General features: G+C 66.9%; 14 protein-coding genes. 11 read left to right on the forward strand and 3 right to left on the reverse strand.

Annotated elements, in window-relative coordinates:
• Positions 1 to 25 precede the first annotated feature (25 nt).
• From cysS to ABNQ38_RS26510, 9 genes are all read left to right on the forward strand, one after another.
• On the forward strand, positions 26 to 1,402 hold the full coding sequence (cysS, locus tag ABNQ38_RS26470; protein WP_377808821.1) for a cysteine--tRNA ligase: 1,377 nt from the start codon (positions 26 to 28) through the stop codon (positions 1,400 to 1,402).
• Positions 1,403 to 1,577: 175 nt separating this feature from the next.
• Positions 1,578 to 2,009 (forward strand): DoxX family protein, encoded by a 432-nt coding sequence (locus tag ABNQ38_RS26475; protein WP_377808822.1) that lies wholly within the window; start codon positions 1,578 to 1,580, stop codon positions 2,007 to 2,009.
• Between the two features lie 120 nt (positions 2,010 to 2,129).
• The gene (locus ABNQ38_RS26480; protein WP_377808823.1) at positions 2,130 to 3,500 is read left to right on the forward strand and encodes a TldD/PmbA family protein; all 1,371 of its coding nucleotides are present in this window, start codon (positions 2,130 to 2,132) and stop codon (positions 3,498 to 3,500) included.
• 226 nt (positions 3,501 to 3,726) lie between these two features.
• Complete coding sequence (locus ABNQ38_RS26485) at positions 3,727 to 4,953, forward strand: ammonium transporter (RefSeq protein WP_377808824.1); 1,227 nt, start codon at positions 3,727 to 3,729, stop codon at positions 4,951 to 4,953.
• Positions 4,954 to 5,065: 112 nt separating this feature from the next.
• Positions 5,066 to 5,755, forward strand: coding sequence for a phosphoribosylformylglycinamidine synthase subunit PurQ (gene purQ / locus ABNQ38_RS26490; RefSeq protein ID WP_109075620.1), 690 nt, complete (start codon positions 5,066 to 5,068; stop codon positions 5,753 to 5,755).
• Positions 5,752 to 7,977, forward strand: coding sequence for a phosphoribosylformylglycinamidine synthase subunit PurL (gene purL, locus ABNQ38_RS26495; protein ID WP_377808825.1), 2,226 nt, complete (start codon positions 5,752 to 5,754; stop codon positions 7,975 to 7,977). Before purQ ends, purL begins: the two co-directional genes overlap by 4 nt.
• Positions 7,978 to 8,195: 218 nt before the next feature.
• On the forward strand, positions 8,196 to 9,020 hold the full coding sequence (locus tag ABNQ38_RS26500; RefSeq protein WP_377808826.1) for an MBL fold metallo-hydrolase: 825 nt from the start codon (positions 8,196 to 8,198) through the stop codon (positions 9,018 to 9,020).
• 22 nt (positions 9,021 to 9,042) lie between these two features.
• A complete protein-coding gene (locus tag ABNQ38_RS26505) occupies positions 9,043 to 10,278 on the forward strand; it encodes an SLC13 family permease (RefSeq protein ID WP_377808827.1) in 1,236 nt (411 codons plus the stop codon).
• 123 nt (positions 10,279 to 10,401) lie between these two features.
• Positions 10,402 to 11,622, forward strand: a complete 1,221-nt coding sequence (locus ABNQ38_RS26510; RefSeq protein ID WP_377808828.1) for an HD-GYP domain-containing protein — start codon at positions 10,402 to 10,404, stop codon at positions 11,620 to 11,622.
• An 82-nt stretch (positions 11,623 to 11,704) separates the two neighbouring features.
• On the opposite strand, the gene ABNQ38_RS26515 is transcribed toward ABNQ38_RS26510, so the two are convergent.
• From ABNQ38_RS26515 to ABNQ38_RS26525, 3 genes are all read right to left on the reverse strand, one after another.
• On the reverse strand, positions 11,705 to 12,316 hold the full coding sequence (locus ABNQ38_RS26515; RefSeq protein ID WP_377808830.1) for a DedA family protein: 612 nt from the start codon (positions 12,314 to 12,316) through the stop codon (positions 11,705 to 11,707).
• A gap of 168 nt (positions 12,317 to 12,484) precedes the next feature.
• Positions 12,485 to 12,943, reverse strand: coding sequence for a hypothetical protein (locus tag ABNQ38_RS26520; RefSeq protein ID WP_377808831.1), 459 nt, complete (start codon positions 12,941 to 12,943; stop codon positions 12,485 to 12,487).
• A gap of 133 nt (positions 12,944 to 13,076) precedes the next feature.
• Positions 13,077 to 13,547 carry a putative toxin-antitoxin system toxin component, PIN family gene (locus tag ABNQ38_RS26525; protein ID WP_377808833.1) on the reverse strand — a complete coding sequence of 157 codons (471 nt, stop codon included), beginning with the start codon at positions 13,545 to 13,547 and terminating at the stop codon, positions 13,077 to 13,079.
• A 158-nt stretch (positions 13,548 to 13,705) separates the two neighbouring features.
• Here ABNQ38_RS26525 and ABNQ38_RS26530 point away from each other — a divergent pair, with 158 nt between their 5' ends.
• Positions 13,706 to 14,065, forward strand: coding sequence for a response regulator (locus ABNQ38_RS26530; protein WP_109051631.1), 360 nt, complete (start codon positions 13,706 to 13,708; stop codon positions 14,063 to 14,065).
• A gap of 5 nt (positions 14,066 to 14,070) precedes the next feature.
• Complete coding sequence (locus ABNQ38_RS26535) at positions 14,071 to 14,709, forward strand: chemotaxis protein (protein ID WP_377808834.1); 639 nt, start codon at positions 14,071 to 14,073, stop codon at positions 14,707 to 14,709.
• The last annotated feature ends 30 nt before the right edge of the window (positions 14,710 to 14,739 follow it).

The raw sequence follows: 14,739 nt of genomic DNA on the forward strand, positions 1-14,739 counted from the left end.
CTTTCTTCATCCAGGAGTTCGGACCGTGCCGTTGGACCTCTACAACACGCTGACCCGCCGTAAGGAGCGCTTCGAGCCGCTTCGCCCGGACCATGTCGGCATGTATGTCTGTGGTCCGACGGTCTACGACACCGCCCACATCGGCAACGCCCGGCCGGTGGTGGTGTTCGACCTGCTGTTCCGGCTGCTGTCGCGGCTCTATCCGGCGGTGACCTATGTCCGCAACATCACCGATGTGGACGACAAGATCATCGACCGGGCGCGGGACAGCGGCGAGCCGATCGATACGCTGACCGCGCGCACCACAGACCTGTTCCATGCCGACATGGACGCGCTGAACTCGCTGCGCCCGACCATCGAGCCGCGGGCCACCCAGCATATCGGCCAGATGATCGCGCTGATCGCCACGCTGATCGAGCGCGGCAACGCCTATGCTGCGGAAGGGCATGTGCTGTTCTCCGTGCCGTCGATGCCGAGCTACGGCCAGCTGTCCCGCCGCTCGCTGGAGGACATGATCGCCGGCGCGCGGGTGGAGGTGGCACCCTACAAGCGCGATAGCTCCGACTTCGTGCTGTGGAAGCCGAGCACGCCCGACCAGCCCGGCTGGGACAGCCCCTGGGGCCGTGGCCGTCCGGGCTGGCACATCGAATGCTCCGCCATGGCGAAGGAGCATCTCGGCGCCACCTTCGACATTCATGGCGGCGGTTTGGACCTGATCTTCCCGCACCATGAGAACGAGATCGCCCAGAGCTGCTGCGCCAACGGCACCGACCGGCTGGCCCGCACCTGGGTCCACAACGGCTTCGTGACGGTCGAAGGCGAGAAGATGTCGAAGTCGCTCGGCAACTTCTTCACCGTGCACGATCTGCTGGACGAGTTCCCGGGCGAGGCGATCCGCCTGACCCTGTTGAGCGCCCATTACCGGCAGCCGCTGGACTTCACCCGCGAGGGCATCCGCCAGGCCAAGGGGGCGCTCGACCGCTGGTATCAGGCTCTGCGCGGCGAGCCGGCAGCGATTCCGGCCGAGTTGCCCTTCGACGTGCTGGCGGCGCTGGAGGACGATCTGAACAGTCCGCTCGCCATCGCGCATCTGCACGAGCTGGCGACCGCGGTGAACAAGGCGAAGAGCGATGCCGAGAAGGCCGCGGCCAAGGGCGCGCTGCTGGCGGCCGGACAACAGCTCGGCCTGTTGCAGCAGGATCCGGAAGCATGGTTCCGCTGGGCGCCGACTGGCGGGGCCGAAGGGTTGACCGACGCCGAGGTCGAGCAGCTGATCGTCGACCGCAAGTCCGCCCGCGCGGCCAAAAACTTTGCCGAGGCCGACCGCATCCGCAAGGAACTGGCCGACAAGGGCATCGTCCTCGAAGACGGTCCGCAGGGTACGAGCTGGAAGCGGGGGTAATTCGCCGATTCGCCCTCTCCCGCTGCGGGAGGGGGCGCTCCGTCCGAGTGTTGTTGCTAAAGTCGCAACAAACCTTCGCCAACTGTGCGGATTATCCCGCGGGCCGATCCAGCGTAATCTCCTCCTCAGACAAAACGCGGCCCATCCGGCCCACCTGATCGAGGAGACCCTGACCATGATCGACAATCGTACGGCCCCCTATGCCGCCTTCCTGCTGCGCGTCGGCCTTGGCCTGCTGTTCCTGGCCCATGGCCTTGTGCTGAAGGTGCTGACCTTCACCATTCCCGGCACCGTCGGCTATTTCGAGAGCATCGGCTATCCAGGCTTCTTCGCCTATCTCGTGATCCTGGGCGAGATCGGCGGCGGGCTGCTGCTGATCGCCGGTGTCTACACCCGCTGGATCGCGCTGGCCCTGCTGCCGATCATGATCGGCGCCACGCTCCAGCATGTCGGCAATGGCTGGGTGTTCAATGCGCAGGGGGGCGGTTGGGAGTTCCCGGCCTTCTGGACGGTCCTGCTGGTGGTGCAGTCGCTGCTGGGCGAAGGCGCCTTCGCCCTGAAGGTTCCGGCGCTGGGCGCCCCGGCCGACCGTCGCGAACTGGCCTGATCCGCAACCAAAACCGGCATTCGACGGCGGCGCGGAGTGGGGAGGGGGCAATTTGCCTCTTCCCCGTTCCGCGTCGCCGTCCCATTTGGTAGACAGGACGGAGACCAACCGGAGAGCCTGATGACCGTTTCGCCGAACGACCAGCACAAGACGGATTCGTCCGGGGTCCTGAATTTGCTGGACGACCTGATCGCCAAGGCGCGCGCTGCCGGTGCGGATGCCGCCGATGCCGTGCTGTTCGACAGCGCGTCCGTGTCCCTCGCCCACCGGCTGGGCAAGACCGAGAAGCTTGAGCGCTCTGAATCCGGCGATCTCGGCCTCAGGGTGTTCATCGGCAAGCGGCAGGCCATCGTCTCCTCCACCGACCGCAGCGGCAAAGCGCTGGATGAACTGGTCGAGCGTGCCATCGCCATGGCCCGCGTGGTGCCGGAGGACGGCTTCGCCGGCATTGCCGATCCGGAGCAGCTGTCCCGCAGCTGGCCCGACCTCGACATCTGCGACGATGAGGAACCGTCCTCGGAAACGCTGATCGAGCGCGCGCGAATCGCCGAAGAGGCGGCGCTGGCGGTCGAGGGCGTCACCAATTCCGAAGGGGGCGATGCCGGCTGGAGCCGCTCGACCATCGCGATTGCTGCCTCCAACGGCTTCGCCGGCACCTACGGCGTGTCGCGCCAGTCCTTGTCGGCCTCCGTCCTGGCCGGCACCGGCACCGGGATGGAGCGCGACTATGATTATGACAGCAAGGTCTATGGCGCCGACCTGCGCGATCCCGCCGAGATCGGCCGCGAGGCCGGCGAGCGTGCCGTCCGCCGCCTGAACCCGCGCCGGGTCAAGAGCTGCAAGGTGCCGGTGTTCTTCGATCCGCGGGTGTCGCGCGGCCTGCTCGGTCACCTGACCGGCGCCATCAGCGGTCCCAGCATCGCCCGCGGCACCAGCTTCCTCAAGGACCGGATGGGGCAGCAGATCTTCGCGTCCTCCATCACCATCGTCGACGACCCGCATGTGAAGCGCGGCCTGCGCTCCCGTCCCTTCGATGCCGAGGGCGTCGAAGTGTCGCGGCGCACGCTGATCGAAGACGGTGTGCTGACCACCTGGCTGCTCGACCTGCGGTCCGCCCGGCAGCTCGGCCTGACGACCACCGGCCACGCCGCCCGCGGCACCTCCGGCCCGCCCGGCCCGGCCCCCGCCAACGTCTACATGGCTGCCGGCAAGCGCAGCCGGGCCGACATGCTGGCGGAGATCAAGGACGGCTTCTACGTCACTGACCTGATGGGCATGGGCGTTAATGGCGTCACCGGCGATTACAGCCGTGGCGCCGGCGGCTTCTGGATCGAGAACGGCCAGATCACTTATCCCGTCAACGAGATCACCATCGCCGGCAACCTGAAGGACATGTTCCTGAACATGGAGGCGGCCGACGACCTGGAGCTGCGCTTTGGCATGGATGCGCCGACCGTGCGCATCGACGGCATGACCATCGCCGGGATGTAAGCGCCGGCGTTCAAGCCGATTAGGGCGGAGGCAGCTCCGCCTGTCTCTTCATCATTTGGCATCGTTCTTGCGCAGACAGCGGGCAACCCAAAGCGGGTTCGCCCGCTTTTTGTGCTGCATTTCCGCCACTCTGCCTGTCCAAACGTCAGCTGGACCCTTGCGCATATCTGCCTGATCTGTTAGCAATCTGCCGCTTTTTTGGGCGAAATGCTGAAGGTTTGTGCAAATGGATGCGGCAAAGACGGGTGGCGACGTCCTTTTCGTGCTGATGGGCGCGGTGATGGTGCTGGCGATGCATTGCGGCTTCGCCCTGCTGGAGGTCGGAACGGTCCGGCGCAAGAATCAGGTGAACGCGCTGGTGAAGATCCTGTCGGACTTCGCCATGTCGACCATCGCCTATTTCTTCGTCGGTTATGCCGTGGCCTACGGCATCGACTTCTTCGCCGACGCCCACACGCTGGTCGGCAAGGGTTCCGGCGGCTTCGCGGCCTACGGCTACGATCTGGTGAAGTTCTTCTTCCTCGCGACCTTCGCCGCCGCGGTGCCGGCCATCGTCTCGGGCGGCATCGCCGAGCGCGCCCGCTTCTGGCCGCAGGCCGGCGCCACGCTGGCGCTGATCGCGCTGTTCTACCCGCTGCTGGAAGGCACGGTGTGGGGCACCCGCTTCGGCCTGCAAAGTTGGATGGCCGCGACCTTCGGTCAGCCTTTCCACGACTTCGCCGGATCGGTGGTGGTGCATGCCTTCAGCGGCTGGGTGGCGCTGGGCGCGGTGCTGAACCTCGGCAACCGCCGCGGCCGTTACCGCCCCAACGGTTCGCTGATCGCCATTCCGCCGTCGAACATCCCCTTCCTGGCGCTTGGCGCCTGGGTGCTGTGCGTGGGCTGGTTCGGCTTCAACGTGATGAGCGCCCAGGTGCTGGACGGCGTGACGGGTCTGGTGGCGCTGAACTCGCTGATGGCGATGGTCGGCGGCATTGTCACCTCGCTGGTGATCAGCCGCACCGACCCCGGCTTCGTCCACAACGGCGCGCTGGCCGGTCTGGTGGCGGTCTGCGCCGGGTCCGACTTGATGCATCCGCTGGGCGCGCTGGTCACCGGCGGGATCGCCGGCCTGCTGTTCGTCTGGGCCTTCAACAAATGCCAGATCGACTGGAAGATCGACGACGTGCTGGGCGTCTGGCCGCTGCACGGTCTGTGCGGCCTGACCGGCGGCCTGCTGGCCGGCGTCTTCGGGCAGGAGGCGCTGGGCGGCCTTGGCGGCGTGTCGATCCTCAGCCAGATCGTCGGCACGCTGAGCGGCGCCGGCTTCGGCTTCGCCGCCGGTCTGGCGGTCTACGGCCTGCTGCGCGTCACCGTCGGTATCCGCCTCGATCCTGAGCAGGAGTACAAGGGCGCCGACCTGTCGTTGCACCACATCACCGCGTACCCGGAAGAGGACGCGCCGACCCTGTAATGCGCCGCGCACAACGCCGCCGCCCCTTGGCCGACTCTTGCTTTGCCGGGGCGGCGGCTTTAGTGTCCGGCGCGAACTCCTCCCCCTCACGACGCCGGATTTTGACCGCCCCATGAAGGCCGCCATCGTCGTTTTCCCCGGCTCCAACCGCGAACGCGACGCCGTCGCCGCGCTGGAGGCCGTCAGCGGGACCAAGCCGCATCTGGTCTGGCACCGCGACACCGAACTGCCCAAGGTCGACCTGATCGTCGTCCCCGGCGGCTTCTCCTATGGCGATTACCTGCGCTCCGGCGCCATGGCGGCGCATTCGCCGATCATGCGCGAGGTGAAGGCGCGGGCCGATCAGGGCGTCCGGGTGCTCGGCGTCTGCAACGGCTTCCAGATCATCACCGAGGCCGGGCTGCTGCCCGGCGCGCTGATGCGCAACGGCGCGCTGAAGTTCGTCTGCCGCGTCCAGCATCTGCGGGTGGAGAACACCGACAGCCCCTTCACCAAGAAATACGCGAAGGGCCAGATCGTCCGTTTCCCCGTGGCGCACGGCGACGGCAACTACTGGACCGACGCGGAGACGGTGAAGCGGCTGGACGGCGAAGGCCAGGTCGCCTTCCGCTATGTCGGTGACGAGGCGCGCAGCGACCCCCGCGGCAACCCGAACGGCTCGGTGTCCGACATCGCCGGCATCTTCAATGCCAAGCGCACCGTGCTGGGCCTGATGCCGCACCCCGAGGACGCGGTGGAGGCCCTGCACGGCAACACCGACGGCAAGCCCATGTTCGAAGGTCTGGTGGAGGCCCTGTCGTGAGCGCTGAAGCTACCAGGGCGCAGGAGCGTCCGGTCACCGCCGAACTCGCCAAGGAGTTCGGCCTGTCCGCCGAGGAGTACCAGAACGCCCTGGACATCCTGGGCCGTACCCCGACCTTCACCGAGATGGGCATCATCTCGGTCATGTGGTCGGAGCACTGCTCCTATAAGTCGTCGAAGGTGTGGTTGAAGACGCTGCCGACCACCGGCCCGCAGGTGATCTGCGGCCCCGGCGAGAATGCCGGCGTGGTCGACATCGGTGACGGCGACGCTGTCATCTTCAAGATGGAGAGCCACAACCACCCGTCCTACATCGAGCCCTACCAGGGGGCGGCGACGGGCGTCGGCGGCATCCTGCGCGACGTGTTCACCATGGGCGCGCGTCCCATCGCCAACATGAACGCGCTGCGCTTCGGCTCGCCCGACCACCCCAAGACCCGCCATCTGGTCTCGGGCGTGGTCGCCGGCATCGGCGGCTACGGCAACTGCGTCGGCGTGCCGACCGTGGGCGGTGAGACCAACTTCCACCCGGCCTACAACGGCAACATCCTGGTCAACGCCATGACCGTGGGTGTCGCCAAGACCGACAAGATTTTCTATTCGGCCGCCGCCGGCATCGGCAATCCGGTCGTCTATGTCGGCTCCAAGACTGGCCGCGACGGCATCCACGGCGCCACCATGGCGTCGGCCGAGTTCACCGAGGATTCGGAGGAGAAGCGCCCGACCGTGCAGGTCGGCGACCCCTTCACCGAGAAGCTGCTGATCGAAGCCTGCCTGGAATTGATGGAGACGGACGCCATCGTCGCCATCCAGGACATGGGCGCCGCCGGCCTGACCTCGTCGTCGGTCGAGATGGCTGGCAAGGGCGGTCTGGGCATCGAGCTGACGCTCGACACCCTGCCGATGCGCGAAGAGGCGATGACGCCCTATGAGATCATGCTCTCCGAAAGCCAGGAGCGCATGCTGATCATCCTGAAGCCCGGCCGCGAGGAGGTGGCGAAGGCCATCTTCGACAAGTGGGAGCTGGACTTCGCCGTCATCGGCCACCTGACCGACACCGGCAACCTCGTCATCAAGATGTATGGCGAGACCTGGTGCGACATGCCGATCGCCCCGGTGTCCAACGCCGCCCCGGAATACAACCGTCCGTGGGAGCCGACGCCGAGGGCTTCGGATGTTGCCGACAGCGTGTTCGACGGCTATTCCGAAGAGCTTGGCGACACTCTGACCAAGCTGTTCGGCTGCCCCGATCTGGCCTCCAAGCGCTGGATCTGGGAGCAGTATGACAGCCTCGTCGGCGGCGACACCCGCTTCATGTCGGGTCAGGCCGACGCCGCGGTCGTCCGTGTGCCGGGCCAGACCAAGGCGGTCGCCATCACCACCGACTGCACCCCGCGCTACTGCCTCGCCGACCCGGTCGAGGGCGGCAAGCAGGCGGTGGCCGAGGCGTGGCGCAACCTGTCGGCGGTGGGCGCCCTGCCGCTCGCCATCACCGACAACATGAACTTCGGCAACCCCGAGAAGCCGCGGATCATGGGCCAGTTCGTCGGCGCCGTTCAAGGCATCGGCGAGGCCTGCAAGGCACTGGACTTCCCGGTCGTCTCGGGCAACGTCTCGCTCTACAACGAGACCAACGGCGAGGCCATCCTGCCGACCCCGGCCATCGGCGGCGTCGGCATCATGCCGGACGCGATGATCGCCGTCGGCATCGCCTTCAAGAACGAGGGCGATGTAATCCTCGCGGTGGGCGAGACGAAGGGCCACATCGGCCAGTCGATCTTCCTGCGCGAGATCCTCAGCCGCGAGGAGGGGGCACCCCCGCCGGTCGATCTGGCGGTGGAACGTCGCAACGGCGACTTCGTCCGCGGCCTGATCCACGAGGGTCTGGTTGTGTCGAGCCACGATGCGGCCGACGGCGGCCTGATCGTCACCATCGCCGAGATGGCGCTGGCCGGCGGCATCGGCGCCTACCTGACCGGTTTCGACGGCCAGCATGTCCGCGTGCTGTTCGGCGAGGACCAGGGCCGCTACGTCCTGGCCGTTCGTCCGGACATCGCCGCGACGGTGCAGGAGAAGGCCAAGGTGGCCGGCGTTCCGGTCACCGTGCTGGGTGAAACCCGCGGCACCTCGCTGTCGGGCCGCGGCGGAGAGATCGTCTCGCTGAAGCGTCTGCGCGAGGCGAACGAAGGCTGGCTGCCGACCTACATGGCCGCCGAACTGTAAGACGGCCGGGTCGTAAGGAAAACGGCCAAGCCTGATCGAGGTAACCGATCAAGGTCGACGGGGCTGCTTCATGCGAGGCGGCCCCGTTTCTTTTTCCGGTTGGGGAGCGGCGGACACCCTGTGCCGTTCATGCTCTGTCATGTACAGACAGGCAAATCGCGTTAAACTCACCGCTCCCAAGGGTTGGATCGGCATATGAGCGCGCCTGGAGGCGGGGAATGGGGTTTTCAGTCACCTTTTGGGGCGTGCGCGGCACCATTCCCTGCCCAATGGCTTCGCATCTGGGATTCGGTGGCAACACCTCCTGCGTTGAAGTGCAGGCGGGCAAGCAGCGGATCATCATCGACGCCGGCACCGGGCTGCGGATGCTGGGGCGCAAGCTTCTGACCGAAGGGGTGACCGGCGCCACGCTGCTGCTGAGCCACACCCATCTCGACCACATCAGCGGCTTTCCCTTCTTTGCGCCGGCCTACACCAAGGGCTTCGGCCTTCGCGTCATCTCCGGCCATCTCAACGGCGGTCCCGACATCGAATCGGTGATGGCGCGCCAGATGGAACGGCCGCTGTTCCCGGTGCCGCTGCGCACCATGGGCGGCGACCTGAGCTTTCTGGAGGTGCCGCCCGGCCACAGCTTCAAGCTGGAGGGCGGGGTGCGCATCCACACAGCGGCGCTGAACCATCCCGACGGCGCCACCGGCTACCGGATCGAGTATCAGGGGCGGTCGGTCGCCTATGCCACCGACACCGAACATGTACCCGACCACCCCGACCGCAGCATCCTGAACCTTGTCGACGGGGTGGATTTGCTGCTTTACGACTCGACCTACACCGACGAGGAATGGCTGCAACGGATCGGCTGGGGCCATTCCACCTGGATGGAAGCGGTGCGGATCGCCCGCGCGGCCCATGTGAAGACGCTGGGCCTGTTCCACCACGATCCCGACCACGACGACGCGACGATGGAGCGGATCGAGGCGGCAGCCAAGGCAGAGTTCGCAAATTGCTTTGCCGCGCGCGAGGGAACCACCATTTCCCTCGACTGACATTCCCTGTGCATCGGGCATTATGACCGCAACCATCCTGATTCTGTTCGCCGCCACCTATCTGGGCATGGCGCTGGGCGGCTTTCCCGGCCTGCGCATCGACCGCACCGGCATCGCGCTGGTCGCAGCGATCCTGCTGCTGGCGACCGGGGCGCTGGATACGGCCTCCGCCGTGTCGGCCATCGACTTCCCGACGATCTTCATCCTGCTGGGTCTGATGATCCTGTCGGCGCAATATGCCGGCAGCGGCTTCTACGACTGGTGCGCGCTGAAGGTGGCGCAGGCGGCGAAGTCGCCGGCGCGGCTCCTGGCGGTGATCGTGCTGGTCGCCGGCGGGCTGTCGGCGGTGCTGGCGAACGACGTGGTCGTCTTCGCGATGACGCCGATGCTGTGTCTGGGCTTGCAGGCGCGCAAGCTGGACCCGCGGCCCTATCTGATCGGGCTGGCAGGCGCCGCCAATGCAGGGTCGGCGGCGACGATGATCGGCAACCCGCAGAACATCCTGATCGGGCAGGTCGGGCATCTCGATTTCTGGCGCTTCCTGGCAATCTGCGGCGGCCCGGCGCTGGCGGCCATGGCCATCGCCTATGCGACCGTCTGGCTGGTCTGGCGCGGCCGTTTCGGCATGCCGCAGGAGGGGCACGTGGACGTCGTGCAGGCGGCGCCGAAGCTCGACCGCTGGCAGTTGGGCAAGGCGGTGGCGGCGACGCTCGTTCTGCTGATCCTGTTCACACGCGACATCCCGCAGGAACATGCGGTGCTGCTGATCGCCGGCATCATGATGGTGAGCCGCCGCATGGCCAGCCGCGACATGCTGGGCATGGTCGACTGGCATCTTCTGGTGCTGTTCGGCGCGCTCTTCGCGATCAACCATGCGCTGGGGCTGACCGGCATCCCGACGGCGCTGGTCAACGACCTGAGCGTGGCAGGATGGCTTCCCGACCGGCTGGCGGTGATGCTGCCGCTGTCGCTGGCAGGCAGCAACACCATCGGCAACGTTCCGGCGGTGATCCTGCTGCTGGCCGCCTGGCCGTCGCCGCCGGAAGGGGCGCTCTACGGGCTGGCGCTGCTGTCGACCCTGGCCGGCAACCTGCTGCTGCCGGGCAGTCTCGCCAACATCATCGTGGCGGAGCGGGCTGCCGCTGCCGGTGTCAAGCTGGGCTTCGTCGAGCATGCACGCTGCGGTGTGCCGATGGCGCTGCTGTCGATGGCGGTGGCGGGGATCTGGCTGTGGGCTGGTGGCTGGATGGGGCTGTGACGGGCTGGCTGTGACCTGTGATCAGCACGTGACTTTCGGAACTGCAAGCCCCTTCTGCCGGGTGCGACAAATGGGGTACTCTGTTCGCAGCGCCATTGTCGTGCGCCAGGGTGGGGGAGCGCTGTGGGTCTGGTCGGTCAATTCCTTGAATTTATCGAAAGTGCTCCGAACCAGTCGCTGCGATCGCTCAGCGATCGGGTGCTGCGCAAGTGCCGCGAACTGACGGGTGCCGAGGCCGGCACGGTCTTCATGCTGCGCGGGCAGGGGCGGCACCGTCATCTCGATGCGGTCAGCGCGCAGAACGACGTGATCCGCGCCAGGCCGACCCTGTTTTCGGTGCCGGTCAGCCAAGCCTCCATCGTCGGCTATGTCGCCGCGACCGGCGAGACGCTGCTGCTGGAGGATGCCTACGCCATTCCGGCGGACCGGCCCTACAGCTTCAATTCCGCCTTTGACCAGCGCACCGGCTTCCGCACCCGGTCCATCATGGCCTTCGCGTTGAAAGGGTTCCGTGACCGGCCCATCGGCGTGGTGCAGTTGATCAACCGCCGCCCGCTGGAGGGGCCGCCGGCCTTTCTGCCCGACCATGAGCAGATGATCGCTCCGGTCAATCACATCGTCGGCCGGGCGCTGGAACGCGCTGCGACGCTGGAGCGGCTGACCGAACGCAACCGCGCCCTGACCAAGGAGCGCCGCCGTGTCGCCGAACTCCAGGCGGAGACGGAGCGGGCCTTCATGGTGTCGGTCAATCTGCTGGCCCGCGCTGCCGAGGTGCATGACGAGGACACCGGCAACCACATCCTGAGGGTCAACGAATATTCCTATATTCTGGCGACCTGGGCCGGTTGCAGCCGCGCCTTTTGCCGGGAGATCCACTTTTCCGCCGCGCTGCACGATGTCGGCAAGATGAGCGTCGATCAGGCGGTTCTGCACAAGCGGGGCCGGCTCGACGAGCGCGAGCTTGCGGAAATGCGGCGCCATCCGGTCTATGGTCACGACATCCTGGTCGCATCGGACCGGCTGAAGATGGCCGCCGAGATCGCGCTGTACCATCACGAACAATGGGCCGGCACCGGCTATCCGTTCGGCCTGAAGGGCGAGGAAATTCCCCTCGCCGCCCGCATCGTCGCCATTGCCGACTGTTATGACGCGCTGCGCAGCGCCCGGCCCTACAAGCCGTCATTCAGCCATGAGAAGACGGTGGACATCCTGCTGAACGGTGACGACCGGCTGGACCCGAAGGTCCATTTCGACCCGCGCCTGCTGGCGTTGTTCGCCGCCCGCCATGTCGAGTTCGGCGAGATCTGGGAGCGGCTGAAGGATCAGGAAACGCTGGATGCCTGAGGCTTGACGCAAGAACGCCGGGGCGGGCGGTCAACGACCACCCGCCCCGGCCCTGTTCAGCACAACCTGCTCAGGTGTCGCGTCACTCGGCCGCGTTGGTTGCGGCGAGCGCGCGGCGGCGGACCCAGCGGATGCTCTTGATCGCGAGCCACAGACCGCCGATGGCAAGGCCGGTCAGCAGCAGGATCTTCGGTCCATCCTCGCCGATGGCGGCGGCGGCCTCACCGAACAGGTAACCGGCGCCGGCGAAGCTCCAGGCCCAGATGCCGGCGGCAATGAAGTTCCAGAACAGGAAGCGCGACCAGCGCATCCCCGAGGTGCCGATGGCGACCGACGCGATGTTCCGGACGCCGTAGAGGAAGCGGAAGACCAGGATGAAGGCGACGCCGTATTTCTCCAGCCAACCCAGCACCCGGCAGGCGTGGGCATCGGCGGAAGGGAAACGGGCCAGCGCCTTCTTGCCCCAGCGGCGGCCCAACCAGAACCAGACCTGATCGCCCAGGAAACTGCCGACCCACACCGACCCGACCAGCCAGTAAAGATTGACGATACCGAGCTTGGCGCCCATCCCGCCGAAGATTACAAATGTTTCACCTTCAAAAAAGGCCCAGACAAAGGCCATCGGGTAAAAGGCGTTCCCCCATTCCTGCAACCACGAAATCCAGTCCAAAGCTCCCTCCGGGAGACGTCGCATGTGGGTTCGGCGTGCCCGGCGGCGCTTTGATACCGCTTTATTGTGCGATGCGGCATATAAAGCGTGGGCTGGAAGGGATCATGACATAAAGCTGTGTGGTTTGTCTCGGAAACTTTATTGACGAAGGGACGCACCCAGCAGTGAGACTGGGGCAGTGAGACTGGCGTATCAGAAATCCTCGCCCGAGAGCTCTCCCACCGCCTGCCGCGCGGCACGCAGCAGGGCGGGGTTCGGCTCAGTCGCGCCTTCTCCGTCCTCGCCGTCGGTATCACCGGAGTCGGGGGCGGCGCGGCGCTTCAGTTCGCGCGCCGCTTCGATCAGCAGATGGGCCAGCCGCTGGTCGGGCAGCGCCTGCACCAGTGCCCGCAATTCCGCGTTGGACAGTGCTGCCGGGTCGAACGCCGGCGGGGGAGGCGGCGGGGCCGGGGGGGCGAGCGGCAGGGTCGCGACGCTCGCCGCCATCGCTGCCGCCCGGGGCAGCGGTGCGGCTTCCCGCACCACGTCCACGGCGACCTGGGCGGCCATGGTCGAGGGGGCGGTACCCGTCGCGGAAGCCCGCGCCCGGCGCGGCTTGCGGACCGGCTCGCTTTCCGGCAGGTCGTCGAACAATAGCCGTTGGACGCTCATCGCTGCAGATGCCCCCTGCGCTCCATCGATGCCGCCAGCGCTGCGGCGGCCAATCCCGTTCACTCGCAGTTTGCGATGTGTTCTCTTTTCATTCTAGAAATCGCGGTCGGTTTGTCGAGTGGATTCTGTCGGGCTATGCCTGAGGGGCATCCTGGACAGTCACCGCTTCCAGGAATCGCTCGGGCCGCAGCACGCGTGTGGCGCCGGCCTGGCGCACCGACAGGAGCTGACGGTCGACCGTCACCAGCCAGGGAACCGAGCCGCCGACGGCGGCGGCCAGGAACATGTCGTCCTCCGGATCGCGGCACAGCCGACCGACCGCGGCCGGTGCGACCAGAGTCATCTCTTCACCGACGCCCTCCAGGAAGGCGCGGCGTTCGGTCGCGGCGGCGTAGCGGTCGAAGGTGGGGCGCATCAGCACCTCCCGCAGCTCGGCCAGCGTTTCGCTGCTGCCGACGAGGCCGCGGTCGGCACGCACCCGCTCCACGCACCGGCGGATCGCATCGTGGCGCCGGGCAGCGGCACGTCCCAGCAGCGCGTAGGCCACCAGGATGTTGGTGTCGAGCACGGCCCGGACGGGGGGGCGGATAGGGGAGCCAACCATGTCGGAGGCGGCTTTGTCGGAACTGAGCATTGATATATTGCAGGGCTGTGTCGGTTGAAGTTGTCGGGCCTGATACGAGGCGTCTGTTGTGGACAGGAACGCTTTGCGGTAATAACCCGGTAAGGTGTGAACGGACTCTTTAGGACGGAAGTATCGGCATGACCAGCATCCTCGTCGTCGACGACAGCCGACTTGCGCGCAACATGGTTTCCAGCGTTATCGCCTCCTTGCGGCCCGACTGGACCATCGTCACCGCGGCGAGCGGCGAGGAGGGGCTGGAGATCGTCGGCGAGGTGCCGCCGGTCGCCGCCATCGTCGATTACAACATGCCGGGCATGGACGGGCTCGTTCTCGCCGAACGGCTGAAGGAGCGTTTCGTCGGCCTGCCGATCGGGCTGCTGACCGCCAACGTCCAGGACACGCTGAAGCGCAAGGCCGAGGCGCTGGGCGTCCGCTTCATCGCCAAGCCGATCACCTCGGACAAGATCCGCGACTTCCTCGCCGCGGCTGGGCAGTGACGGCGATGGGACAGCCCGGATCGGTTCCATCGGCGGACGACCCGCTCCGTCTCGACGCCGATGAGGCCGATGCCATTGCCGAACTGTTCAACATCGGCATGGGCGAGCCAGCCGCCGCCCTCAGCTCCATGCTGGGGGAGGAGGTGCATCTGTCGGTGCCGTCCTTCTCAGTCTCGACCCGTGCCCGCATCACCAGCGAGGTCGGCGACGAACTGGATGGCGACCAGCCGGTCTGTGCCGTGCGCGGAGCCTTCACCGGTCCCTTCACCGGCGAAGCGCTGCTGATCTTCCCCGAACGCGGCACGCTGGCCCTGGTCGGTCGCCTCGTCCCCGTCGACCCCGCCGCCGAGGCGCCGGGAGAGATGGAGCAGGACGCGCTGACCGAGATCGGCAACATCATCCTGAATGGCTGCCTCGCCAGCCTGTCCAACCTGATCGGCGGCGAGCTGTCGGGTGCGGTTCCGGGCTATGGCGCCGGCGCGCCGGCGGCGGTGATCGGGTCCGGCACCGATCCGGTGCTGTTCGTGCGCATCGACATGGCGCTCGCCGCCGGTGATGCCAGCGGCCATGCGCTGTTCCTGCTGGACATCGCATCGCTCGACGCCTTCCGCGAGGCGATCCGGCGGGCCTTGGCGGGGCTGTAAAAAAGGGGGGCGCGAACGCCCCCCGATTTC

This window comes from Azospirillum sp. A29 (assembly GCF_042604625.1).
GTDB classification, from domain to species: Bacteria; Pseudomonadota; Alphaproteobacteria; order Azospirillales; family Azospirillaceae; genus Azospirillum; species Azospirillum palustre.